At 68.0% G+C, this 24,710-nt stretch carries 20 protein-coding genes and 2 tRNA genes; 13 read left to right on the plus strand and 9 right to left on the minus strand.

Features of this window, described 5'->3' with window-relative positions:
- The 10 genes from dnaA to DEJ08_RS00050 all read left to right on the plus strand — a co-directional run bounded on the left by dnaA (position 1) and on the right by DEJ08_RS00050 (position 11,357).
- Positions 1-1,455, plus strand: coding sequence for a chromosomal replication initiator protein DnaA (dnaA, locus tag DEJ08_RS00005; protein ID WP_071404155.1), 1,455 nt, complete (start codon positions 1-3; stop codon positions 1,453-1,455).
- 407 nt (positions 1,456-1,862) lie between these two features.
- A complete protein-coding gene (gene dnaN, locus DEJ08_RS00010) occupies positions 1,863-3,008 on the plus strand; it encodes a DNA polymerase III subunit beta (RefSeq protein ID WP_027466916.1) in 1,146 nt (381 codons plus the stop codon).
- Between the two features lie 71 nt (positions 3,009-3,079).
- Positions 3,080-3,967 carry a phosphogluconate dehydrogenase (NAD(+)-dependent, decarboxylating) gene (gene gnd, locus DEJ08_RS00015; RefSeq protein WP_071404132.1) on the plus strand — a complete coding sequence of 296 codons (888 nt, stop codon included), beginning with the start codon at positions 3,080-3,082 and terminating at the stop codon, positions 3,965-3,967.
- Positions 3,968-3,998: 31 nt separating this feature from the next.
- The gene (gene recF, locus DEJ08_RS00020; protein ID WP_111053620.1) at positions 3,999-5,267 is read left to right on the plus strand and encodes a DNA replication/repair protein RecF; all 1,269 of its coding nucleotides are present in this window, start codon (positions 3,999-4,001) and stop codon (positions 5,265-5,267) included.
- Positions 5,267-5,767: a DciA family protein gene (locus DEJ08_RS00025; RefSeq protein ID WP_027466919.1), complete on the plus strand. Its 501-nt coding sequence runs from the start codon at positions 5,267-5,269 to the stop codon at positions 5,765-5,767. Before recF ends, DEJ08_RS00025 begins: the two co-directional genes overlap by 1 nt.
- A 133-nt stretch (positions 5,768-5,900) precedes the next feature.
- On the plus strand, positions 5,901-7,904 hold the full coding sequence (gene gyrB, locus DEJ08_RS00030; RefSeq protein WP_071404134.1) for a DNA topoisomerase (ATP-hydrolyzing) subunit B: 2,004 nt from the start codon (positions 5,901-5,903) through the stop codon (positions 7,902-7,904).
- Between the two features lie 114 nt (positions 7,905-8,018).
- Complete coding sequence (gene gyrA, locus DEJ08_RS00035; RefSeq protein WP_071404135.1) at positions 8,019-10,676, plus strand: DNA gyrase subunit A; 2,658 nt, start codon at positions 8,019-8,021, stop codon at positions 10,674-10,676.
- Entirely contained in the window at positions 10,669-11,076 is a 408-nt protein-coding gene (locus DEJ08_RS00040) for a DUF3566 domain-containing protein (protein WP_027466922.1), read from the plus strand. Before gyrA ends, DEJ08_RS00040 begins: the two co-directional genes overlap by 8 nt.
- 75 nt (positions 11,077-11,151) lie before the next feature.
- Positions 11,152-11,228, plus strand: a tRNA-Ile gene (locus DEJ08_RS00045).
- A 56-nt stretch (positions 11,229-11,284) separates the two neighbouring features.
- Positions 11,285-11,357 (plus strand) — tRNA-Ala (locus tag DEJ08_RS00050).
- A gap of 463 nt (positions 11,358-11,820) precedes the next feature.
- Here the strand turns inward: DEJ08_RS00050 and DEJ08_RS00055 are convergent.
- Positions 11,821-12,396 carry a hypothetical protein gene (locus DEJ08_RS00055; protein ID WP_051597033.1) on the minus strand — a complete coding sequence of 192 codons (576 nt, stop codon included), beginning with the start codon at positions 12,394-12,396 and terminating at the stop codon, positions 11,821-11,823.
- 115 nt (positions 12,397-12,511) lie between these two features.
- On the opposite strand from DEJ08_RS00055, the gene DEJ08_RS00060 reads away from it, so the two are divergent.
- Both DEJ08_RS00060 and DEJ08_RS00065 read left to right on the plus strand, forming a co-directional pair.
- The gene (locus DEJ08_RS00060; protein WP_027466924.1) at positions 12,512-13,051 is read left to right on the plus strand and encodes a peptidylprolyl isomerase; all 540 of its coding nucleotides are present in this window, start codon (positions 12,512-12,514) and stop codon (positions 13,049-13,051) included.
- 7 nt (positions 13,052-13,058) lie between these two features.
- Positions 13,059-13,913, plus strand: coding sequence for a rhomboid family intramembrane serine protease (locus tag DEJ08_RS00065; protein WP_111028834.1), 855 nt, complete (start codon positions 13,059-13,061; stop codon positions 13,911-13,913).
- A gap of 349 nt (positions 13,914-14,262) precedes the next feature.
- On the opposite strand, the gene DEJ08_RS00070 is transcribed toward DEJ08_RS00065, so the two are convergent.
- Complete coding sequence (locus DEJ08_RS00070; protein ID WP_071404137.1) at positions 14,263-14,517, minus strand: cell division protein CrgA; 255 nt, start codon at positions 14,515-14,517, stop codon at positions 14,263-14,265.
- A gap of 81 nt (positions 14,518-14,598) precedes the next feature.
- Between DEJ08_RS00070 and DEJ08_RS00075 the strand changes: the two genes are divergently transcribed.
- Complete coding sequence (locus DEJ08_RS00075; protein ID WP_111022494.1) at positions 14,599-15,243, plus strand: anthranilate synthase component II; 645 nt, start codon at positions 14,599-14,601, stop codon at positions 15,241-15,243.
- A gap of 272 nt (positions 15,244-15,515) precedes the next feature.
- Here the strand turns inward: DEJ08_RS00075 and pknB are convergent, their stop codons facing one another.
- The 7 genes from pknB to DEJ08_RS00110 all read right to left on the minus strand — a co-directional run bounded on the left by pknB (position 15,516) and on the right by DEJ08_RS00110 (position 24,707).
- Positions 15,516-17,342 (minus strand): Stk1 family PASTA domain-containing Ser/Thr kinase, encoded by a 1,827-nt coding sequence (pknB, locus tag DEJ08_RS00080; RefSeq protein WP_258366971.1) that lies wholly within the window; start codon positions 17,340-17,342, stop codon positions 15,516-15,518.
- Between the two features lie 121 nt (positions 17,343-17,463).
- Positions 17,464-19,230, minus strand: coding sequence for a serine/threonine-protein kinase (locus tag DEJ08_RS00085; protein ID WP_111053618.1), 1,767 nt, complete (start codon positions 19,228-19,230; stop codon positions 17,464-17,466).
- Positions 19,227-20,681, minus strand: a complete 1,455-nt coding sequence (locus tag DEJ08_RS00090; protein WP_110863675.1) for a peptidoglycan D,D-transpeptidase FtsI family protein — start codon at positions 20,679-20,681, stop codon at positions 19,227-19,229. The genes DEJ08_RS00085 and DEJ08_RS00090 overlap by 4 nt, the downstream gene beginning before the upstream one ends.
- Positions 20,678-22,123, minus strand: coding sequence for an FtsW/RodA/SpoVE family cell cycle protein (locus DEJ08_RS00095; protein ID WP_071404142.1), 1,446 nt, complete (start codon positions 22,121-22,123; stop codon positions 20,678-20,680). Before DEJ08_RS00095 ends, DEJ08_RS00090 begins: the two co-directional genes overlap by 4 nt.
- A complete protein-coding gene (locus tag DEJ08_RS00100) occupies positions 22,120-23,472 on the minus strand; it encodes a Stp1/IreP family PP2C-type Ser/Thr phosphatase (protein WP_111032512.1) in 1,353 nt (450 codons plus the stop codon). Before DEJ08_RS00100 ends, DEJ08_RS00095 begins: the two co-directional genes overlap by 4 nt.
- 6 nt (positions 23,473-23,478) lie before the next feature.
- The gene (locus tag DEJ08_RS00105) at positions 23,479-24,030 is read right to left on the minus strand and encodes an FHA domain-containing protein FhaB/FipA (protein WP_111053617.1); all 552 of its coding nucleotides are present in this window, start codon (positions 24,028-24,030) and stop codon (positions 23,479-23,481) included.
- A complete protein-coding gene (locus DEJ08_RS00110; protein ID WP_110863674.1) occupies positions 24,027-24,707 on the minus strand; it encodes an FHA domain-containing protein in 681 nt (226 codons plus the stop codon). Before DEJ08_RS00110 ends, DEJ08_RS00105 begins: the two co-directional genes overlap by 4 nt.
- Positions 24,708-24,710: the final 3 nt, after the last annotated feature.

Raw genomic sequence — 24,710 nt, forward strand, 5'->3', positions numbered from 1 at the left:
ATGACGATGCCGGCCGACCCCGTCGAGGACCTCTGGTCATCCGTACTCGGACTCCTCGCCGAGGACCCCCGCATCACGCCGCAGCTCCACGGGTTCCTGAACCTGGTCGAGCCGAAGGGCGTGCTCGCCGGCACCCTGTACCTCGAGGTCCCGAACGACCTGACCCGGGGCATGCTCGAACAGCGCATCCGCATCCCGATCACCGAGGCGGTCGGTCGCATCGGTGACGACTCGGTCGCGAACTTCGCCATCACCGTCAACCCGGACATGGCGTCGGAGCCGCGGGTGGACCCGAACGTCCCCGAGTACGCCGAGCCCGTGCAGGAAGCCGTCGAGCAGAGTGCCGCTCCGCGCCAGTACATCGAGGCGCCGTTCGTCCCGAGCCAGATCGACTCTCCCGGCACCAGCGGTCGGCCCGAGTCGCGACTCAACCCGAAGTACAACTTCGACAACTTCGTCATCGGGTCGTCGAACCGGTTCGCCCACGCCGCAGCGGTGGCCGTGGCCGAGGCACCGGCCAAGGCCTACAACCCGCTCTTCATCTACGGGGACTCCGGGCTGGGCAAGACCCACCTGCTCCACGCCATCGGGCACTACGCCGAGAGCCTCTACCCGGGGATCCGCGTCCGGTACGTGTCGAGCGAGGAGTTCACCAACGACTTCATCAACTCGATCGCGAACAACCGCTCGAACCAGTTCCAGCAGCGGTACCGCGACATCGACATCCTGCTGATCGACGACATCCAGTTCCTGCAGGGGAAGGACTCCACGCAGGAGGCCTTCTTCCACACGTTCAACACGCTGCACGACCACAACAAGCAGGTCGTCATCACGTCCGACGTCGCGCCGAAGCACCTGACCGGGTTCGAGGACCGGATGCGATCGCGCTTCGAGTGGGGCCTGATCACCGACGTGCAGGCGCCCGAGCTCGAGACGCGCATCGCGATCCTCCGCAAGAAGGCACAGTCCGACCACCTGCAGGTGCCCGACGACATCCTCGAGTTCATGGCGTCGAAGGTGTCGAGCAACATCCGCGAACTCGAGGGCACCCTGATCCGGGTCACCGCGTTCGCGAGCCTGAACCGGACGGCCGTGGACATGGCCCTGGTGCAGACAGTCCTCAAGGACCTGATCACCCTCGACGAGGACAACGTCGTCGCGCCGACGGACATCATCAACCACACCGCGGAGTACTTCAAGCTCTCCGTCGACGACCTGTACGGGTCGTCCCGCTCCCAGGCGATCGCCACGGCACGACAGATCGCGATGTACCTGTGCCGCGAGCTGACGAGCCTGTCCCTGCCCAAGATCGGGCAGCTGTTCGGCAACCGCGACCACACCACGGTGATGTACGCGAACAAGAAGATCACCGAGCTGATGAAGGAGCGTCGGTCGATCTACAACCAGGTCACAGAGCTCACCAGCCGCATCAAGCAGGACCGCCGTTACCGCTGAGATCGGCCCGTTCCCGGCCCCATCCACCATCTGAGACGGTTCCATGGGCCGGACTTCTCACAGTGTGGATAGCCTGTGGATAACTGTGGAGGACACGCCGCCCGGTTGTACACAGGTGGGGGGTCACCTGTGGAGACTGGGGATGGAAGTGGATAGATGAGATTCATTCATCCCGTTAACGCTCACACACCGCTCACAAGTCACAACCGTGTAGTTCCCTACTGCGGAGCGGGATGCACAGGGTTATCCACAGTGTGCACAGGCGTTAACACCATTACTCCTGGTTAACGATCAATCTCTGCGGGACAACCTTGTGGACGGCGGGATGACAAGAAATCCGGCCCCCGTCCGCCTGTGCCAGAATGGGGCGGCCGGACAGTCCAAGCCGATCGACAGGGGTTCCAGCTGTGAAGTTCGAGGTCAACCGGGACGTCTTCTCCGAAGCCGTCTCCTTCGCAGTGAAGCTCCTCCCGCAGCGCACGACCCTCCCGATCTTGTCGGGCGTCCTCATCCACGCCGATGGCGATCGTCTGACGCTCTCGTCGTTCGACTACGAGGTCTCGGCGCAGACGTCCATCTCGGCCCAGATCGACGAGCCGGGCACGGTCCTGGTCTCCGGTCGACTGCTCAACGACATCGCGAGCCGGCTGCCGAACGCCCCCGTGTCGTTCACCACCGAGGACGCCAAGATCTCCGTCTCCTGCGGGTCGGCGCACTTCACGCTGCTGTCCATGCCCGTCGAGGAGTACCCGACGCTGCCGGAGATCGGCCCGCAGACCGGTGTGATCCCCGGCGACGCGTTCTCCGAAGCGGTGTCCCAGGTCGCCGTTGCCGCCAGCCGCGACGACGTCACCCCCGTCATCACGGGCGTGCAGCTCGAGGTCGGCGACAACGACCTCTCCCTCATCGCGACGGACCGCTACCGCGTCGCCGTCCGCACCATCGCGTGGGACTCCGGCCGAGTCGGCTCGGACCCCCTGCACGCACTGGTCCCGGCCCGCACCCTGCAGGAGGTCGGCCGCACGTTCGGTTCGGCGTCCACGGTGTCGGTGTCGATCAGCGGCAACTCCGACCGCGAGCTCATCGCGTTCCACGCCGACGACAAGACCGTGACGTCGTTGCTCATCAAGGGCAACTACCCGCCGGTCCGCCGGCTCTTCCCCGAGACCGTCAACGACCACGCCGTGATCAACACCGCGGAGCTCGTCGAGGCGGTCCGACGGGTCTCCCTCGTCCTGGAGCGCGAAGCGGCGCTCCGGTTCTCCTTCACGGTCGACGGGCTCACGCTCGAGGCGATCGGATCCGAACAAGCGCAGGCGTCAGAGTCGATCAGTGCGTTGTTGACCGGCGAGGAAACGGTGGTCTCGTTGAAGCCCGCCTTCCTCCTGGACGGACTGAACGCGGTGCACTCCGAGTTCGTCCGCATCTCCTTCACCAAGACGGAGAACCCCAACAAGCCGGGCCCGGTGCTGATCACCGGCCAGACTTCGCAAGAGGCCGCAGCGACCGATGGATACCGGTACCTGCTGCAGCCGAACCTGCTGCTGCGATAGGCGCAACAGGCAACCTGCGCTGGCGCACACCACCGGCAGCATCAGCGCGACGACGAACAGAAGAGGAAATCATGCACATCGGTCTTGTCGGCCTTGGTCGCATGGGCAACAACATGCGTGCCCGTCTCCGCAACGCAGGGATCGAGGTCACCGGGTACGACGCCAACCCCGCCGTCTCGGACGTCGCCGACCTCGGCGCCCTCGCCGCTGCCCTCCCGGAGGGCAAGCGTCTCGTGTGGGTCATGGTCCCGCACGGCAAGATCACCGACGACGTGATCACCGACCTGGCCGGCGTCCTCGGCGAGGGCGACCTGGTCATCGACGGTGGCAACTCGAAGTGGCTGGACGACACCACGCACGCCGAGCAGCTCGCTGCGCGCGGCATCCGCTACATGGACGTCGGCGTCTCCGGTGGCGTCTGGGGCAAGGACAACGGCTACGGCCTCATGGTCGGCGGTGACGCCGCGGACGTCGAGTTCGCGATGCCCGTGTTCGACGCGCTGCGCCCCGAGGGCCCCCGTGAAGAGGGCTTCTCGCACGCCGGCCCGATCGGCGCCGGCCACTACGCGAAGATGGTCCACAACGGCATCGAGTACGCGATCATGCAGGCGTACGGCGAGGGCTACGAGCTCCTCGAGGCCAAGGACCTGATCACCGACGTCCCCGCCGTGTTCGCCGGCTGGCAGCGCGGAACGGTCGTCCGCTCCTGGCTGCTCGACCTGATGGTGCTCGCGCTGAACGAGGACCCGAAGCTCGACGAGCTCGAGGGCTACGTCGAGGACTCGGGCGAGGGCCGTTGGACGCTCGAAGAGGGCATCGAGCTCGCCGTGCCGATGCCGGCGCTCTCGGCGTCGATCTTCGCGCGCTTCGTCTCGCGCCAGGGCAGCGCCTCGCCGACGATGAAGGCCGTCGCGGCGCTCCGCAACCAGTTCGGCGGTCACGCCGTCAAGAAGTCGTAGGACTTCCCGGGGGAACCCGGACTCGGCCCGCGTGCACGTCGACCATCTCCAACTGACCGACTTCCGGAACTACCGGGAGGCGGACGTCGACCTCGCACGCGGGCCGAACCTGTTCGTCGGGCGCAACGGACAGGGCAAGACCAACCTGGTCGAGGCGATCGGGTACCTCTCCACCCTCGGCTCGCACCGCGTCCCCACCGACGCAGCGCTCGTCCGTCAAGGATGCGACGCCGCGATCGTCCGGGCTCGTCTCGCGCACGAGGACCGCAGCATCCTCGCCGAGGTGCAGATCAACCGCACCGGTGCCAACCGTGCGCAGGTGAACCGGTCGGCGATCAAGCCACGTGAGCTGCCGCGCTACTGCACGAGCGTGCTCTTCGCTCCGGAGGACCTGGCGCTCGTCCGGGGCGAGCCGGCCGGGCGACGCCGGATGCTCGACGAGCTCCTCGGCCAGATCGCACCGCGGATGCAGGGCGTGCTCGCCGACTACGACCGCACGCTCCGGCAGCGGAACACCCTGCTCAAGTCAGCCCGTGCCACCGGCGCGAAGGCGAACGCCCTGTCGACGCTCGACGTCTGGGACGACCGGCTCGTCGGACTCGGCGCCGAGATCGTCGCGGCGCGTGACCACCTGACCCGGCGGCTCGCACCCTTCGTGGCCGAGGCCTACGCGACCGTCGCCGGCGAACACCACGACGCCTCGATCACCGGCGTCCTGTCCATCCGCGGTGGCGACCCCGAGTCCGCGGCGGCGACCGACCCCGTGCTCGGGACCCCCGACGAGCCCGTCACGGTCGCGTCGGCTGCCGAAGCGTTCGCGGCCGCCCTCGAGCGCCGTCGCCGGGACGAACTCGACCGCGGGCTCACCCTCATCGGACCGCACCGGGACGACGTTCTGTTCCAACTCAACGGGTTACCGGCCCGGGGGTACGCGAGTCACGGCGAATCCTGGTCCTTCGCGCTGGCCATCCAGCTCGCGAGCGCCTCGATCCTGCGCGCCGAGTCGAACCTGGGCGACCCGATCATCATCCTCGACGACGTCTTCGCCGAACTCGACGAATCGCGGCGGGAACGGTTGGCGAACGCTGTCGCCGACTACGAGCAGGTGCTCATCACGGCCGCGGTCTTCGGTGACGTGCCCGGGAAGCTGGCGGCGCACACCGTGCGGATCGAGGCGGGCACGATCGTGACCGACGAGGCGGACGCGACCCGGGCCTCCAGTCCGGCGACGGACGCGACGGACGCGACCGAGCCGACGGATGCGGACAGCAAGACGGACCCGACCGAAGCCGACGCCTGATGCCGAAGCCCCGCAAGCCCACCGAACCCTCGCAGGTGTACCGCCACCTGCGCGCGGTGTTCGGCGACCCGTCCAAGCGCGGCACCGATGCCCGCCGCCGCCGTGCCCGCGAGTTCGACGCCGACACCGTGCCGTACGGGCGCGGCCGCGAGCCGAAGGGCCTCGCGGACATCGTCGGTTCGCTCGCCCAGGAACTCGGTTGGACCGAACCCCTCGCCCGCTCCGAGCTCTTCGTGGACTGGCCGAGCGTCGTCGGCGAGGAGCTGGCGAAGCACTCCCGACCGGTCACCATCGAGGACGGCGCACTCGTCATCCGGTGCGACTCGACGGCCTGGGCGACCCAGCTCCGACTGATGCGTGCGACGGTCACGACGACCATCGCGGAACGGCACCCCGAAGCCGGGGTCGAGTCGATCAGGGTTTCCGGCCCGGACGCCCCCACGTGGAAACGCGGCCCCAGGACGGTCCAGGGGCGCGGTCCTCGCGACACCTACGGTTGAGGCGACGAAATCATCCTGGAGTGCCAGAAAAGCCCGTCTGCGGGGCAGATGAGCCCTCGAAAGAGGGGGCTCTGCGGTAGACTGGGAGGTGCAGTGCGCGGGCGTTCCGCGCGCAGGCAGGAGCACGCTCGACATGGCAGCAGAATCTGAAGACGACCGGCAGAACCCGCTCGGCGCGGAGACCCCGCAGAGCGAACCGTCCTACGGCGCAGACCAGATTCAGGTGCTCGAGGGGCTCGAGGCCGTCCGCAAGCGCCCCGGTATGTACATCGGTTCGACCGGCCCCCGCGGTCTGCACCACCTGGTCCAGGAGATCGTCGACAACTCCGTCGACGAAGCCCTCGCCGGGTACTGCGACACCATCGACGTGAGCATCCGTGAAGACGGTGGCGTCCGCGTCGTCGACAACGGCCGTGGCATCCCGGTCGACGTCCACGCGGCCGAGGGGGTCTCGACCCTGCAGGTCGTCCTCACCGTCCTGCACGCCGGCGGCAAGTTCGGCGGTGGCGGCTACGCCGTCTCCGGCGGTCTGCACGGCGTCGGTTCGTCGGTCGTGAACGCGCTGAGCTCCGAGCTCGACGTCGAGGTCCGTCGCCAGGGCCACGTCTGGCGCCAGAGCTACACCGACGGTGTGCCCGTCGCGCCCGTCTCCAAGGACGAAGAGACCGACGAGACCGGCACGACGATCACGTTCTGGCCGAACGCCGAGATCTTCGAGTCCGTCGTCTTCGACTACGAGACGCTGCGCACGCGATTCCAGCAGATGGCCTTCCTGAACAAGGGCCTGCGGATCAACCTCCGCGACGAGCGCGCCCCGGAAGAAGGGGAAGAGGCCCGCAACGACACCTTCATGTACGAGCGTGGTCTCGCCGACTACGTCGAGTACATCAACGCGCAGAAGAAGGCCGACCTCGTCCACCCGGACGTCATCGGCTTCGAGTCCGAGGACCCGGAGCGCAAGATCGCGCTCGAGGTCGCGATGCAGTGGAACACCTCGTACCAGGAGAGCGTCCACACCTTCGCGAACACGATCAACACGCACGAGGGCGGCACCCACGAAGAGGGCTTCCGTGCCGCGCTCACGACCCTCGTCAACCGCTACGCGCGCGAGACGAAGATCATCAAGGAGAAGGACGACAACCTCACGGGTGACGACATCCGCGAAGGGCTGACGGCCGTCATCTCCGTGAAGCTCGGCGAGCCGCAGTTCGAGGGGCAGACGAAGACCAAGCTCGGCAACACCGAGGCGAAGTCGTTCGTGCAGCGTGTCGTCGGCACCGAGCTGACCCACTGGTTCGAGAGCAACCCGACGCAGGCACGCGACGTCGTCCGCAAGGCGATCCAGGCGTCGCAGGCGCGGCTCGCCGCTCGCAAGGCGCGCGAGACCACCCGCCGCAAGGGGCTGCTCGAGTCGGGCGGCATGCCCGGCAAGCTCAAGGACTGCCAGTCGAAGGACCCGACGGTGTCGGAGATCTTCATGGTCGAGGGTGACTCCGCCGGCGGTTCCGCCGTGCAGGGCCGCAACCCGATGACCCAGGCGATCCTGCCCCTGCGCGGCAAGATCCTGAACGTCGAGAAGGCCCGGCTCGACCGCGCCCTCGCCAACCAGGAGATCCAGTCGATGATCACGGCGTTCGGTGCCGGCATCGGTGAGGACTTCGACCCGGACAAGGCCCGGTACCACAAGATCGTGCTGATGGCCGATGCCGACGTCGACGGCCAGCACATCACAACGCTGCTGCTCACGCTGCTGTTCCGCTACATGCGTCCGCTCATCGAGCACGGCTACGTGTACCTCGCGCAGCCGCCGCTGTACCGCCTGAAGTGGTCGAACTCGGCGCACGAGTACGTGTTCAGCGACCGGGAGCGCGACGCCCTGATGCAGGCCGGCCTCGCAGCCGGCAAGCGCATCCCGAAGGACAACGGGATCCAGCGCTACAAGGGCCTCGGCGAGATGGACTACAAGGAGCTCTGGGACACCACCATGAACCCGGACACCCGCACGCTCCTGCAGGTCACGCTCGAGGACGCGGCTGCGGTGGACAGCACCTTCTCGACGCTGATGGGTGAGGACGTCGACGCGCGTCGCCAGTTCATCCAGCAGAACGCCAAGGACGTCCGCTTCCTCGACATCTAACGGCCAGGAGGCGCGGCGTGAGCCGCGTCGACCAGTCCTGACCACCTGTGGTCGCGCCCGGCGCGACCAACGGAACCACAGCCTCCAGGCTGTCCAGAAAGGGAACGAAGCCACATGGCTGACGACAACGAGAACGGCGCCGACGAGCAGCCCGAGATCGTCCACGGCGACAGTGGGGACATCGTCGTCTCCGGTGACCGCATCTCGCAGGTCGACCTGCAGCTCGAGATGCAGCGCTCGTACCTCGACTACGCGATGTCGGTCATCGTCGGTCGTGCCCTGCCGGAGGTCCGCGACGGCCTCAAGCCGGTGCACCGCCGTGTGATCTACGCGATGTTCGACGGCGGCTACCGCCCGGACCGTGCGTTCTCGAAGTGCTCCCGCGTCGTCGGTGACGTCATGGGCCAGTTCCACCCGCACGGTGACTCGGCGATCTACGACGCCCTCGTCCGCCTGGTGCAGCCGTGGTCGCTCCGGTACCCGCTCGCGCTCGGCCAGGGCAACTTCGGATCGCCGGGCAACGACGGCGCCGCGGCCCCGCGGTACACCGAGACGAAGATGGCGCCGCTCGCGCTCGAGATGGTCCGCGACATCGACGAGGACACCGTCGACTTCCAGGACAACTACGACGGCCGCACCCAGGAGCCGGCGATCCTGCCGGCCCGCTTCCCGAACCTGCTCGTCAACGGCTCGGTCGGCATCGCGGTCGGCATGGCCACGAACATCCCGCCGCACAACCTGCGCGAGGTCGCCGAGGGCGCGAAGTGGGCGCTCGACAACCCCGACGCCACCCGTGAAGAGCTGCTCGCCGCGCTCATGCAGCGCATCAAGGGCCCGGACTTCCCGACCGGTGCACAGGTGCTCGGTACCAAGGGCATCCAGGACGCCTACCGCACCGGCCGTGGTTCGATCACGATGCGTGCTGTCGTCTCAGTGGAGGAGATCCAGGGTCGCACCTGCCTCGTCGTCACCGAGCTGCCGTACCAGGTCAACCCCGACAACCTGGCGATCAAGATCGCGGAGCTGGTCAAGGACGGCAAGCTCGCCGGTGTCGCCGACATCCGTGACGAGACCTCCGGTCGCACCGGGCAGCGCCTGGTCATCGTGCTGAAGCGTGACGCCGTCGCCAAGGTCGTGCTGAACAACCTGTACAAGCACACCCAGCTGCAGGAGAACTTCGGCGCGAACATGCTCGCGATCGTCGACGGGGTGCCCCGCACCCTGCCGCTCGACGGCTTCATCTCGGCGTGGGTCGCCCACCAGGTCGACGTCATCGTCCGCCGCACGCAGTTCCGGCTGCGCGAGGCCGAGAAGCGCGCCCACATCCTGCGTGGCTACCTGGCTGCGCTCGACGCCCTCGACGAGGTCATCGCGCTCATCCGTCGCTCGCCCGACGTCGAAGAGGCCCGCACCGGCCTGATGGACCTGCTGTCCGTCGACGAGATCCAGGCGCGCGCGATCCTCGAGCTGCAGCTCCGTCGTCTCGCCGCCCTCGAGCGTCAGAAGATCCACGACGAGGCCGAGGAGCTCGAGCGCAAGATCGCCGACTTCCAGGACATCCTCGGATCGGAGAGCCGCCAGCGCTCGATCATCCGCGACGAGTTGAGCGAGATCGTCGACCGCTTCGGCGATGACCGCCGTACCGAGATCATGTTCGGCTACGACGGCGACATGTCGATGGAAGACCTGATCCCCGAAGAGGAGATGGTCGTCACCATCACCCGCGGTGGCTACGTCAAGCGCACGCGCAGCGACCAGTACCGCTCGCAGCACCGCGGCGGCCGAGGTGTCCGCGGCGCCCAGCTCCGCGCCGACGACATCGTCGAGCACTTCTTCGTCACGACGACGCACCACTGGCTCCTGTTCCTCACCGACCAGGGCCGGGTCTACCGCGCCAAGGCGTACGAGCTGCAGGAGGCCGGCCGCGACGCGAAGGGCCAGCACGTCGCGAACCTGCTCGCGATGCAGCCCGACGAGCAGATCCAGCAGGTGCTCGACATCCGCGACTACGAGGTCGCGCAGTACCTCGTCCTCGCGACCGAGCACGGTCTGGTCAAGAAGACCGCGCTCACCGAGTACGACACGAACCGCACCGGCGGCATCATCGCGATCAACCTGCGCGACGGCGACAAGCTCCGGCAAGCGCTGCTCGTCGACGAGCACGACGACCTGCTCCTGGTGTCCCGCCAGGGCATGTCGCTCCGGTTCACGGCGACGAACGACACCCTGCGTCCGATGGGTCGCTCGACCTCGGGCGTGAAGGGCATGTCCTTCCGCGACGGCGACTCGCTGCTCGCGGCCCGGGTCGTCTCCGACGACGGCTTCGTCTGGGTGATGACCGAGGGCGGCTACGCCAAGCGCACCGCGGTCGACCAGTACCGGGTGCAGGGCCGTGGTGGTCTGGGCATCAAGGTGGCCAAGCTGGCGCTCGATCGAGGCGATCTTGTGGGCGCTCTCATCGTCGGTGAGGACGACGAGGTGCTCGTCGTGCTGCAATCGGGCAAGGTGGTAAGGTCTGCCGTGGCCGAGGTCCCTGCCAAGGGCCGTGACACGATGGGCGTCGTCTTCGCGAGGTTCGCGGAGAACGACCGGATCATCGCGGTGGCCCGGAACACCGAGCGGAACCTGGACGACCAGGACGACGCCGAGATCGAGCCCGCGGGCCCGGTGGAGACGGTCAGCCCAGCCGAAGCGGCCCCGGATTCCACTGATCCCATCGACACCGAGCCCGTCGCAGACGAGGCCGGAGAGGACCAGTCAAGCAATGAGTAGTGTCGCCGAGAAGCTCCAGAAGAAGGCGAAGCGACCCGTCGGCACCCGCCAGGTGCGGTTGCGACTGGTCTACGTCGACTTCTGGTCGATGGTGAAGCTGAGCTTCCTCATCGCCCTGGCCGGCAGCATCGTGATCGTGGTCGCCACGGCACTGGTGTGGGTCATCCTCAACCAGACGGGTGTGTTCACCCAGGTCGACGCCCTGTTGAAGGACGTCACCGGGCAGAACAGTTACTCGATCATGGACCAGTTCTCGCTGGGCCAGGTGCTCGGGTTCTCCATCGTCGTGGGCATCCTCAACGTGGTCGTCGGCACCGTGCTCGGCGCCATCGTGAGCGTGCTCTACAACCTCAGTGTTCGGATCACGGGCGGTCTGCTCGTGGGCTTCACGAACAACTGACACACCCGGGCCGGATGGGCCCACTGCTCGATTTCGTTCCGGCGGGATCGTACGGTAGGCTTTCATCCGGTCTGAGGGGCTATAGCTCAGGCGGTTAGAGCGCTTCGCTGATAACGAAGAGGTCCAAGGTTCAAGTCCTTGTAGCCCCACCAGTTCTCCGGAACAGCACGACAATTCCATCCCGTCACCGATCACCTCGGTGGCACTCGGGGCCTTAGCTCAGTTGGTAGAGCGCCTGCTTTGCAAGCAGGATGTCGGGAGTTCGATTCTCCCAGGCTCCACTCGCATCAGCCCCTGGTTGCCGACTCCGTCGTCTTCCCAGGGGCTTCGTTCTGTGCCCATGCGCGCCGCCGCCCCTGCGGCGCGATCGTCGCGGGCGGCTCGGTCGTCGTGCGGGTCTGCGTGCCTTCGGCGACGCGCCGCTCCGCGATGGCTGGGACCTCCACTCGCCGTGGGGTCGGCATCTTCTCGAGTGGTCGCGACATGCCGCGTGCGGTTCGCCGAGGTGGCTGGAACTGTCGTCTGCGCGTCCTCCGGACGACAGGTTGTGACCTCTCGGTGGCTGCCCCGGGGGTGTTGCGTGAGCGCATGGCGGACGGGAGGCGCGGGGCCAGGCCGGCGCGGGCCTCCAGGTCCGTGGGTGGGCGCGTTCAGAGCAGGCGGCCGGCCGGTGCACGGATCACGTGCCCGGAGAACGACGAAGGGCCCCGGCAGCAGCCGGGGCCCTTCGTACGAACCGGGAGGTCAGGCGGCGGGCTTCTCCGCCGTGTCAGCGTCGTCGGCGACCCACAGGTCGTCGTCGGCGCGGAGCGTCTGGTACGCGGCGTAGGCAGCACCGGCGACGGCGACGACGCCGACGATGATGAGTGCGACTCCGCCGAAGCCGAGACCCTTCTTCTGCTGCGACGGGACGTACTTCGCGGCAGCCTTCTTCGCGCTCTTGCTCTTCTTCTGCGCGTTCTTCACGATCTTCTTGACCCGGGGGTCCTTCGCGAGGTCGGTCACGCTCAGCACCGAGCCAGCGGTCGAGACGAGTCCGGGGACCACCTCAGACTGGAACTTGTGCGAAGCGCTCTGCGCTGCCGAGGTGGCAGCGTGCACGCCGGTGGCGAACGCGGGACGGATCCCGTTGTCGATCGCGTTCTGCACGCGGGGTGCGATGTCCTTGCGAGCTGCGTCCGCGGCGTTCGACCGGGCCTCAGCCAGGATCGCGTTCGCGTGCTCGAGGACCTTGCGCTGCTCGCCGAGGAGCGAGGCGGTCTGGCCCTTGAGCTTCTTGATCTGCTTCCGACGCTTTCGCGGGATCTCGATCGTCGTCATCTGGTACCTCCATCGGATCGGCGTGACCCCATCCTGCCACCACACTGCCTGACAGGTCACGGAACCGCAGCTGTGCAATCCGTCCGCGGTCAGGAGTACATGCGAGAATCGGAACATGTCTCTGCACACCGCTGTCGCAACGATCCACACCAACAAGGGCGACATCCGCGTCAACCTGTTCGGCAACCACGCACCGAAGACCGTCAAGAACTTCGTCGACCTCGCCACGGGCCAGCAGGAGTGGACCCACCCCGGCACGGGCAAGGTCTCGACCGACAAGCTCTACGACGGCGTGATCTTCCACCGCATCATCAAGGACTTCATGATCCAGGGCGGCGACCCGCTCGGCCAGGGCATCGGTGGCCCCGGGTACCGCTTCGACGACGAGATCTCCCCGGAGCTCACGTTCCAGAACCCCTACATCTTCGCCATGGCGAACGCCGGCATCCAGGGCGGCCGCGGCACCAACGGCTCGCAGTTCTTCATCACCACGGTGGCGACGCCGTGGCTGCAGGGCAAGCACACCATCTTCGGTGAGGTCGCCGACGACGAGTCCCGCGCGGTCGTCGACGCGATCGAGGGCGTCCCGACCGACGGTCGTGACAAGCCCGTCGAGGACGTCGTCATCCAGAGCATCGACGTCGAAGGCGTCTGACCAGCACGTGACCGACCAGGCGTACAACCCGAACAACACCTGCTACCGGCATCCGGACCGGCAGAGCTTCGTGCTCTGCCAGCGCTGTGGGCGGACGATCTGCCCGGAGTGCCAGACGCCGGCGGCAGTCGGGGTGCACTGCCCGGAGTGCGTGCGTGAACAGCGCGCACAGTTCGCAGCGAACCGCCGAGCGTCCGGAGCCCCCAGCGGGTTCACGGTCGCTCGGCGGCGCTTCGCCATGCTCGACCAGAAGGGCACCACCGTCATCGTGGCGATCACGGTGGCGATCTGGTTGCTCGACCAGGTCAGCGGGCGGTTCTTCACGAGCTTGCTCGCCTACAACTCGTTCCTGCTGCCGACGCAGCCCTGGCGTGTGGTGACCTCGCTGTTCGTGCACTCGGGCATCTTCCACATCCTGTTCAACATGTGGGCGCTCTGGATCTTCGGTCGCATGCTCGAGAACATGCTCGGCACCTGGCGGTTCGTGGCGCTGTACTTCATCACGGGGATCTTCGGGTCCATGCTCGTCACCTTCCTGGCGCCGGGGACGACCGTGCTGGGTGCTTCGGGTGCCATCTTCGGGCTGTTCGCCGCGTTCTTCGTGCTGCAGCGCAGCCTGGGGAACAACGCCGTGCAGCTCCTCGTGCTCATGGGACTGAACCTGGTCATCGGGTTCCTGCCCGGAGTCAACATCTCGTGGCAGGCGCACGTGGGCGGGATCATCGGCGGCTTCCTGATGGGCTTCGTCTTCGCACAGACGCGCAACATCCGGAAGCGTCCGCTGCAGATCGCGCTGATCATCGGTGCGGCGGTGCTCGGCATCGCGCTCACCGCTGTCGGGTACGCGGTCACGATCGGCTGACACCGCCACAACGCTCCCCGAACGCCCCGTCGCACTGCGGCGGGGCGTTCGTCGTTCCCAGGGCTGCCCGCGTCCTGCTCGTCCACAGCTGTCCACAGCGGCACTGGGGGTTATCCACAGGTGTGGAAAAGACGGTGAGTTACACCAGTGTGATTATCCCCACTGTGGAATCGGTTGTGGATAACTCCGGGGTCAGGATGTGGATGACGGTGTGGAGAGTGGGGAAAAGTGTGGAGAACGGCGGGATCCTCGAGGATGTGCGTTCCAGGAGCGCTCGAGCTTGTGGAGAACGACGACGCCCGCCGCACCTTGCGGTGCGACGGGCGTCGGGAGAACAGCGGGCTGGGGGTCAGCGCCAGCGGGTGGTCATGAGGAAGCCGACGAACATGATGCCGAAGCCGACGACGATGTTCCACGAGCCGAGGCTCGGAACCGGCAGCGTGGCGTTCGAGATGTAGAAGACGATCACCCACACCAGACCGATGAGCATGAAGCCGAACATGACCGGCTTGAACCACACCGGGTTCGGGGCGTCCCCCGCGGTGTCGACCGAGTCAGCTCGGGTCGTCCGGGCGGGCTTGGTGCGGTCCTTGTCCTTGGCCATGGCCGGTATCCTACCGTGACCACGTGTGTGGATCGGCCCGCGGACCGCCGCACACATCCCCCACGAGTACGGTGAACCGCCATGACCAGGATCCTCGTCGTCGACAACTACGACAGCTTCGTCTACACGCTCAACGGGTACGTGCAGCAGCTCGGCGCCGAGACCGACGTCGTGCGCAACGATGCCTTCCCCGAGTCCGAGATCGCCGACCGCATCGCGGAGTACGACGGCGTGCTCCTGTCGCCCGGTCCGGGAACACCGGCGGCTGCCGGCGTCTCGATCCCCACGGTGCACGCGGCCATCGCTGCCGAGACCCCGCTGCTCGGTGTCTGCCTGGGACACCAGGCCATCGCGGAGGCGCTCGGCGCCACGGTCACGCACGCCGAGGAGCTCATGCACGGCAAGACCTCCGAGGTCGACCACGACGACAGCGCGCTCTTCGCCGGCGTCCCGCACCCCTTCACGGCCACGCGGTACCACTCGCTCGCGATCGTCGACGGCACCGTCCCCGACGAGCTCACCGTGACCGCGCGGACCGAGGGCGGGGTCATCATGGGTGTCCAGCACCGGGCGCACCCCGTGTTCGGCGTGCAGTTCCACCCGGAGTCGGTCCTGACCGAGGGCGGGTACCGCATGGTCGGCAACTGGCTCGAGACCACCGGGCTGTCGGGAGCCGCCGAACGCGCCGCCGACCTCGGGCCGCTCATCGCGACGCACCGCGCCTGACGAACGTTCCGTGGCGGCAGACGCCGTCGTGTCATCGAGACGCCGCCGGATCCGGCGGCGTCTCGTCCGTTCGGGGGCGTCTTGCTGACACGACGGCGTCTCGCGGACACTGGGCCGGACCATCTGCGTGACGTGCGTTCGGTTGCGGGCGGGCGCCGTGCCTCCAGGCCGTCAGGAGCGGAGGCGACGAGCAAACGTACCTGTAGGCACGGAGGACGGACGGGAGGCCCGTCACCCGTCCGTCAGGACGGTCGCGTCAGGAGACGGTCGGCTCAGCGGCCGTCGTCACCCTGGTCGTCACCGCGATCGTTGTTCCCGCTGTTGCCGCCGCTGTCGTTGTTGTCGTTGTTCGACGACGGTGCCTTCGGTGGCGCCGCAGCTCGCGCGCAGTAGGTGAGCGTGACAGCGCTGCCCTGGGCGACGTCTCCGGCAGGGGTGTCCTGCTGGGTGACGAGTCCGCCGGTGCACGAGTAGGACGGCGCCGGGTTCACGGTGAGCCCGAGCTGCTCGACGGTGGCCTTCGCCGCCGAGTACTGCTGCTGCGTGACGTCGGGCAGCTGCACCTTGCCGTTGGAGATCGTGAGGTTGATCACGATGCCCTTGGTGTGCAGGGAACCCGACTCGGGGTCGGAGCTCAGTACGGTGCCCTCGGGGACGTCGGCCGAGTAGTCGCTCGAGATCGCGCCGAGACGGAATCCGGCGTCGTCGAGGGACTGTTGCGCTGCCGCTTGCGACTGCCCGTTGAGTTCGGGCACGGGGACGCGTTCCGGCCCGAGGGAGACCACGACGTTGACGTTCTGGTTGCGCCCGACGTTCACCCCGGAGCCCGGGTCCGTCCGGATGACCGTGCCCTTGTCGACGCTGTCGGAGTTCTCCTCGACCTTGACGGGCTTGAGGTCCTTCTTGTCGAGGGCGCTGGCCGCGGCGCTGTAGGTCGAACCCGCCACGTTGGGCACGCTGACCGAGGAGGACACCGGCGGCTTGCCCGGCTGCAGGTTCGCGACGAAGAACACCACGGCGACGATGACCGCGACGGTGAGCAGGATGCCGACCCAGATCCACGCGACCGGAGGTCGGTTCTGGGTGCGCTGCGGTCGGTGCTCGGCGGTGTCGTCGTCGAGTTCGCGGAACGCCGATGCGGCGTTGGTCGTCGTGCGGGGGTCGACGCCGAAGAGCACGGTCGAGGCGTCGTTCGCCGCGTTCTGCTGCTGCTTCTTCGTCGACGCGGGCACCCGGCCGGCTGCGGCCTGCTGCAGGTCCGAGCGGAACTCGGCCGCGTTCTGGAACCGGCGCGTGCGGTCCTTGACCAGGGCGTGGAGGGTCACGGCGTCGAGGGCCGGGGACACGTCGGGCGAGATCGTCGACGGTGCGACCGGCTGCTCGCTGACGTGCTGGTAGGCGACCGCCACCGGGGTGTCCCCGAGGAACGGTGCGCGACCGGTGAGGAGCTCGAAGAGCACGACGCCGGTCGAGTAGAGGTCGGTGCGGGCGTCGACGGTCTCGCCGCGGGCCTGCTCCGGTGAGAAGTACGAGGCGGTGCCGAGGATCGACGTGGTCTGCGCGACCGTCGCCGAGGTGTCGGTGATGGCCCGGGCGATGCCGAAGTCCATGACCTTGACCTGGCCGGTGTGGGTGACCATGACGTTGGCGGGCTTGATGTCGCGGTGGACCACGCCCGCACGGTGCGAGTACTCGAGCGCGGTGAGGATGCCCTCGGTGATGCGCACGGCTTCGTCCGGGGCGACGGCGCCCTCGGCGATGATGTCGGAGAGCGGACGGCCCTCGACGTACTCCATGACGATGAAGGGGACCTGCACCTCGGCGCCCGACGGCTCGGACACCGTCTCTTCGCCGGCGTCGTACACGCGGACGACGGTGGGGTGCGCCATGCGTGCAGCGGCCTGGGCTTCCTGCCGGAACCGCGTGCGGAAGGCCGGGTCGTTGGCGAGGCTCGGCTTGAGGAGCTTCACCGCGACCTTGCGGCCGAGGCGGGTGTCGTTGCCGAGGTGCACGGTCGCCATGCCGCCCCGACCGATGACGTCACCGATCTCGTAGCGATTGGCGAGGAGCGTGATCCCCGCGGTCACACCTTCTGGCACGTACTCCTCCGTCTGTTCGTCCGGGCTAGTGTACGGCAGCACCACCTGGTGAGACGCTGGTCAGGGAGGGGTCGACCGAACCGTTACCGAACGGTGTCGACAGTCCCCGTCCGGGGGTCGTTCACAGGTCGTCTTGCGGGGTCTCGGTGGGGTTGATCCCGTCGTCCGGGTTGGTCGTCTCCTGGTCCGTGGGCTCGGTCCACTCGACCTGCGCGCCCGGCGAGGACGCGGAGACCACCGAGGAATCGGACTGCGGCGACTTGCAGGTCACCTTGTACGACAGGGTCACCTTGCCGTACTGGGCGCCGGCGACGGTCACCGCGGTACCGGAGGTGGAGCCGGAGCTGCTGCCGTTCGAGGGGACGGTGCCGTTGTCGATCGTGTACGTGTAGCTGACGTCCGAGTACCCGGCGGGGCAGCTCGTGTACGCGGGCCAGCTGAAGGTCACACGACCGGACTCGCTGACGGTCCCGCCGGTGGCACGCTCGGGCGCCGCTGCGGTCAGCACGTCGCCGAACGCCTTGACGGTGACGAGGGTGCCGGGGGCCAGGCTGCCCTCGGGGCTGAGCGACTCGACGGTCCCGACCTGGTCGGACGACGTGGCGTTCGACCCGGCGACGACCTCGGCCTGCAGGCCCCGGGCGCGGAGCTGGTTCGCGACCTGCTCGGCGTTCTGCCCCTGGTAGTCCGCCGCCGAGACCGTGACGCGGGTCTCGGTCGGTTCGGGGGACGGGGTCTGCGTGGGCGTCCGGGTCGGCTTCGGCGTGCTCGAGGACTTCGTGGGCTCGGGTTCCGGGGCGTTGTTCGCGTTCAGGGCGTACGCGGCGCCGGCGGCGATGGCGAGCACGACGATGATGCCGACGACCCACCAGATCCAGGCGCGCTTCTTCTTCGGTTCCTCGGGCTCGTCGGAGACGGGCGAGCGGGGGGTGCCCGGTCCGCCGGCCATCGCTCCGGCCTGGGTACCGAGGAGTGCGGTCGCGGCGTCGTTCCCCTGGCCCTGGGGCGGGTTGAACGCGACGGTGCCGTTCTGCGCGATCGCGGGGACGGCCACGGTGGCTGCGGCGACGTCACCACGACGGAGCGCCTGTGCGGCGCGTGCGAGGTTCGCGGCCGTCGCGGGACGGTCGGCCGGCTTCTTCGCGATGCACGAGATGACCAGGGCCGAGACCGGCTCGGGGATGTCCCCGGGCAGCGGCGGCGGCTGCTCGTTGATGTGCGCCATCGCGATCGCGACCTGCGACTCACCGGTGAACGGACGACGACCCGCCAGGGCCTCGTACGCGACGATGCCGAGCGAGTAGATGTCGGTCGACGGCGAGGCGGGGTGGCCGCTCGCCTGCTCGGGCGACAGGTACTGCACCGTGCCCATCACCTGACCGGTCGCGGTGAGCGGGACCTGGTCGGCGATGCGGGCGATGCCGAAGTCGGTGATCTTGACGCGGCCGTCGGGCGTGATGAGCAGGTTGCCGGGCTTGATGTCGCGGTGCACCAGGCCGACCGCGTGTGCGGCCTGCAGGGCGTTCGCGGTCTGCGCGACGATGTCGAGCACCTTGTCGACCGGGAGCGTGTGCTCGCGCTCGATCATGGTCGACAGGGCTTCGCCGGGGACGAGCTCCATCACGAGGTAGGCGCTGCCGTCCTCCTCGCCGTAGTCGAAGACGTTGGCGATGCCCTCGTGGTTGACGAGGGCAGCGTGCCGGGCCTCGGCGCGGAAGCGCTCGAGGAAGCCGGGGTCACCGAGGTACTCGTCCTTGAGGATCTTGAGTGCGACGGTTCGGCCGATGACGAGGTCGGTCGCCTGCCACACCTCGCCCATGCCGCCGATGGCGACCCGGGAGGAGAGCTGGTACCGCCCACCGAAGGTGAGTCCGCTGGTGGGTCTCATTTGTTCAGCACCGCCTCCATGACTTTCTTCGCGACCGGGGCCGCGACCGTGTTGCCGACTCCGGACTGCCCGAGCCCGCCGCCGTTGCCGACGACGACCGCGACGGCCACCTCCGGGTCCTTGGCGGGGGCGAACCCCGTGAACCAGAGCGTGTAGGGATCGCCGGTGCCACCTTCGGCCGTGCCGGTCTTGCCGGCGACGTCGACACCGTCGATCTTGGCATTGGTACCGGTCCCCGCGCTCACGACGCTCTGCATGGCCTCGGTGAGGTCAGCGGACTCGGAGGACGACAGCGGATCACTGTACTGCTTCGGGGAGAAGGACTCGACCGTCTTCAGGTCGCTCGTGGTGATCGAGTCGACGAGTGAGGGCTGCATGACCTTGCCGCCGTTCGCGATCCCGGCCGACACCATCGCCATCTGCAGCGGGGAGACCCGGACGCTCGCCTGGCCGAAGGCGCTCAGCATGAGCTGGGCCGTCGAGTCGACGTCGGGGTACTGGCTGGCGGTCGCCGCCATCGGGATCTCGATCGCGTCGCCGAAGCCGTACTTGTCGGCCATGCTCTTGATCGCGTCGTACCCGAGCTTCTGGCCGAGTTCGGCGAAGGGGATGTTGCACGAGTACTGGATCGCCGTGCGGAGCTTGACCTTGTCGCCGCCGCCGCAGGTGCCACCCTCGGCGTTGTTGATGTACGAGCTCGTGCCGGGCAGCTGCAGTCGCGACGGGTTCGGGAACGTGGAGTCGAGGTTGTACTTGCCGCCCTCGAGTGCCGCCGAGGCCACCACGAGCTTGAACACCGATCCGGGGGTGTACAGGTCGCCGCCGATGGCACGGTTCTGCAGCGGGGCGGTGTCGGCCCCGAGCAGCGCGTCGTACTGCCGCTTGACCTCGGCCGTGTCGTGCGAGGTGAGCGAGTTCGGGTCGTAGCTCGGCTTCGACACCATCGCGAGGATCTTGCCGGTCTTCGGCTGGATCGCGACGACGGCGCCGCTGTTGGTGCCGAGCGCGTCGTACGCGGCCTGCTGCACGTCCGGGTCGATGGTCAGGTTGACGTTGTCGCCCTGGACGTCCTGGCCGGTGAGGATCGAGTTGAGGTTCTGGAAGAACGAGGCGTCCGAGTTGCCCGAGAGCACGGTGTTCTCCGCGCTCTCGATGCCGGTGTTGCCCTGCCCGATCGTGAAGTACCCGGTGACCGCGGAGTACAGGTCGCCGTTCGTGTACTTGCGCTGGTACTGGTACTGGTCGTCCACCGGGGTCGACTCGGCGATCGGGCTGCCGTCCACGAGGATCGCGCCACGCTTGGTGGAGTAACTGTCCAAGATGGTTCGGGAGTTCCGGGAGTCGGCCCGCAACGAGTCGGCCGCGAAGAACTGGATCGACGTCGTCGACACGAAGAGTGCGACGAACATGAGCACGATGACGGTCGAGACACCGCGGAGCTGTCGGTTCATCGACGACGCTCCTTCCTGGTCGCGCGCGCAGACCGCCCGCTCGCGGCGGGGATCGCGCCCTGCTGGACGCGTTGTTCGGCTGGGATGGAATCGGTGAGTCGCAGCAGCATCGCGGCGATGATCCAGTTGGCGATGAGCGAGGAACCACCGGCGGCCATGAACGGCGTGGTCAGACCGGTCACCGGGATGATCCGGGTGATGCCACCGACGACGACGAACACCTGCAGGGCGATGATGAAGCCGAAGCCGACACCGAGCAGCTTGCCGAAGTCGTCCTGCGCCATGAACCCGACGCGGATGCCACGCGAGGCGAACACGATGAAGAGGGCGAGGATCGCGAAGACGCCGATCAGGCCGAGCTCTTCACCGAGCGACGCGACGATGTAGTCGGCGTTGGCCACCGGCGTGATGTACGGCCGGCCCTGCCCGAGCCCCGTGCCGGTGATCCCGCCGTTCGCGAAGCCGAACAAGCCCTGCACGAGCTGGTAGCTCGCCTGGGTGTCGCGGCTGAAGACCTCTTGGTTGAACGGGTCGAGCCACTGTTCGAAGCGGCCGCGGACGTACTCCAGGACGCTCTGTGCGACGAGGGCACCACCGATGAACAGCGTGAGACCGATCGCGACCCAGCTGATCCGTGCCGTGGCCACGTAGATCATCACGAGGAACAGGCCGAAGTAGAGCAGGGCGGTGCCGAGGTCGCGCTGGAACACCAGGACGGCCATCGCGGCGCCCCACATGACCAGGATCGGGCCGAGGTCACGGGCACGCGGGAACGTCATGCCGAGGAACTTCTTGCCGACGATCGACAGCGAGTCGCGGGCGGTGACGAGGTACCCGGCGAAGAACAGCGCCATGGTGATCTTCGCGAGCTCACCGGGCTGGAACGAGAACGGGCCGATCTTGATCCAGACCCGCGCGCCACCGATGTTCGTGCCGATCCCCGGCAGCATCGGCAGGAGCAGCAGGACGATGGTCAGCGCCATGAAGATGTAGCGGTACCGCTGCAGGAAGCGGTGGTTGCGGACGGCGACGAGCGTGATGATCGCCAGGACCATCGCGAGCATCGTCCAGACGATCTGCTTCACGCCGATGGCGTCCCAGCCGGACAGGCCGTTGTGGACGTCGATGCGGTAGATCTCCGCGATGCCGATGCCGTTCAGGACGAGCGCGATCGGCAGGATGAACGGGTCGGCGTTCTTCGCCACGACGCGCAGCACCACGTGCATGACGAGCGCGAGGCCGAGGATGCCACCGCCGACCCAGAGCACCGACTGGTCGAACAGCCGGCCCTTGGTGCCGAGCTGCACGAGCACCATCGCACCCGCGCAGATGCCGCACGCGATGACGAGCAGGAAGAGCTCGAGGTTCCGCGCGCGAGCGGGCTCCCGGAGCTTGATCGTGATCGCCTGGGTGAAGGACTGGGCGGCCGTGGCGTTGCTCATCGCGCGCTCCGCGTGGGGCTCGGCGACGGCGATCGGGTCGGCGAGGGCGACGGGGACGAGCTGGCGTCGCCGTCCCCACCGGTGCCGGCCTGGTCCTCACCGGTCGCGGCGGCCTTGCGCAGGCGCTCGACGATGTCACGGGCGTCGGAGAGCGACTGCGCGTTGATCGTGGAGCGGACGTTCTCGCGGGTGTAGTCCGGCAGCGACGAGACCGTGATGTCGCTGTCCTCGTACACGTCCGACAGCGCCAACGGCCCGATCGACTGCTGCACGCCCTTGTAGATCGCGACGGTGCCCCGGTCGGTACCGACGTAGTAGTGGTCCTGCGTGATCCGCCAGCCGACGAACACCGCGCCGACGAGCACGGCGACGGCGACCACGAGCGCGACGGTCCAGGACACCCGACGACGGATGCGGCGTCGGCGGTCCTCGGCGATGAGCTCGGCGAAGAACTGGTCGGACTCTGGTTCGAAGTGCGAGTCCTCGGGGGCGGTGGTGACCTTGAGCGGGTGCAGCAGGATCGTGGGGAGGCGGATCGGCTTGCGGCCGGTCGACGCCTCGAAGGTGAGCGGTGCCGCGGCGGAACCGACCGTGGTGGCCGCGTCGTCGTCGTCCTCGGGTTCGGTGTCCGTGACGTCCATCACCACGACGGTGACGTTGTCGGGGGCGCCGTGGTCGAGCGTCTCCTTCACCAGGCGCTGCGTGACCTGGTTGGCGTCCATGTTCGACGCCAGGGCGTGACGGATGCGCTCTTCGGCCAGGTACGAGGACAGGCCGTCGGAGCAGAGCAGCCAGCGGTCGCCCGGCTGGATGTCCATGATGGCCGTGTCGACCTCGGGTGCCGCATCGACGTCACCCAGAACGCGCATCAGCACGGAGCGACGCGGGTGGACCGCGGCTTCCTCCGGCGTGATCCGGCCGCTGTCGACCAGCCGCTGGACGAAGGTGTGGTCCGACGTGATCTGCTGCAGCTCGCCGTCGCGGTGACGGTAGATGCGGGAGTCGCCGATGTGCGCGATCGCGATCTGCTCGCCGACGCGGATCATCGCGGACACCGTGGTGCCCATGCCGGTGAGCTCCTGGTGCTCGAACACGGTCTCGGTGATCAGCTGGTTCGCCGCGATGAGCGCCGACTGCAGCGCGAACTCGGCGTCGTGCGCCGACGGGAACTCGCGGTCGACCTCGCGGATGCGTCGGATCGCGATGGCCGAGGCGACGTCACCGCCGGCGTGGCCGCCCATGCCGTCCGCCACCGCGAACAGGTGCGCCCCGGCGTAGCCGGAGTCCTGGTTGTTCGCGCGGATGCGCCCCACGTGGGACACAGCGGCGCTCAGCGTGCGAGCGGTCATGCCGGGTTACCGCCGCAGCTCGAACGTCGTCGTCCCGATCGTGATGGGCGTGCCCTCTGCCACGAGGACGGGAGCGCTCACCTTCTGACCGTTGACGAAGGTGCCGTTCGTGGACTCGAGGTCGGTGAGGAGCCAGCCGTCGGCGCGGAGGTCGAGGCGGGCGTGGTTGGTCGAGGTGTAGTCGTCGCGGATCACGACGTTCGACTCGCTCGAACGCCCGATCGTGATGGGGCCGCCACCCAGCGGCATCTCCATGCCCTCGCGCGCACCCTCGGTGATGACGAGTCGGGCCGCGGTCGGCGAGGCGGGCCGCTGCCCACCACCCGGTTGACCGATCACGTCGGTGAAGGCACCACTCGAGGCGGGCCCGGGGGCCGCTGCAGCGGGGACGGTGGGGGTGCTTGGCCCGGACGGCGCCGACTTGGGATCGGTCGGGATCGTGCGGACGCGCTGGCCGAAGAGATCGCTGCGCAGGGCGAACACGATCACGAAGACGAACAGCCAGAGCACCGCGAGGAACGCGAAGCGCAGGACGAGCAGGGTCAGGCCTGTGGTCATCGAGCACCTCCGTCGTTCTCCGGGATCACCCGGAACACCATACGGGTACGACCGATCTCGATGGTGGAGTCCGGCTCAACGATCGCCTGCTGGAAGTGCTGACCGTTCAGTTTCGAGCCGTTCGTGGAGCCGAGATCGGTGGCCTGGGCGTGCTTGCCGTCCCACAGCACCTCGACGTGCTTCCGGCTCGTCCCGGTGTCCGCGATGGTGATGTCCGCGTCGCTGCCGCGCCCGATCACCGTGCGCCCGCGGTGCAGTCGGTGTCGCTGCGAGCCGATGTCGAGCACCGGGATCCAGGCGACGTCGCGCTGCACGGTGGTGGAGTCGACCTGCAGGATGCCCGTCGAGAGCGTGCCGTCCTGCTGGAGCCGGATGGTGACCGGGCCGGAGAACGAGTAGTTCTGCGCGACGGCGTGTTGGTGCACCATCTGGGTCAGTTCGTCGATGAGCGGGCGACCGACGTCGTTCATGCGCGTGAAGTCCGGCGGTGCCAGGCGCACGGTGAACTCGTTCGGCACGAGGATGCGCTCGCGGGAGACCACCGCGGCCTTCGTGTCGAGCTCGCGCCGCAGGGCGCTCGAGATCTCGACGGGCTGCACCCCGGAGCGGAAGGTCTTCGCGAACGCGCCGTTGACGGCGCGTTCCAACCCTCGCTCGAAGTTGTCCAGCAGGCCCATGCG

It is taken from the genome of Curtobacterium sp. MCLR17_054 (assembly GCF_003234335.2).
In the GTDB taxonomy this organism is placed as follows: domain Bacteria; phylum Actinomycetota; class Actinomycetes; order Actinomycetales; family Microbacteriaceae; genus Curtobacterium; species Curtobacterium flaccumfaciens.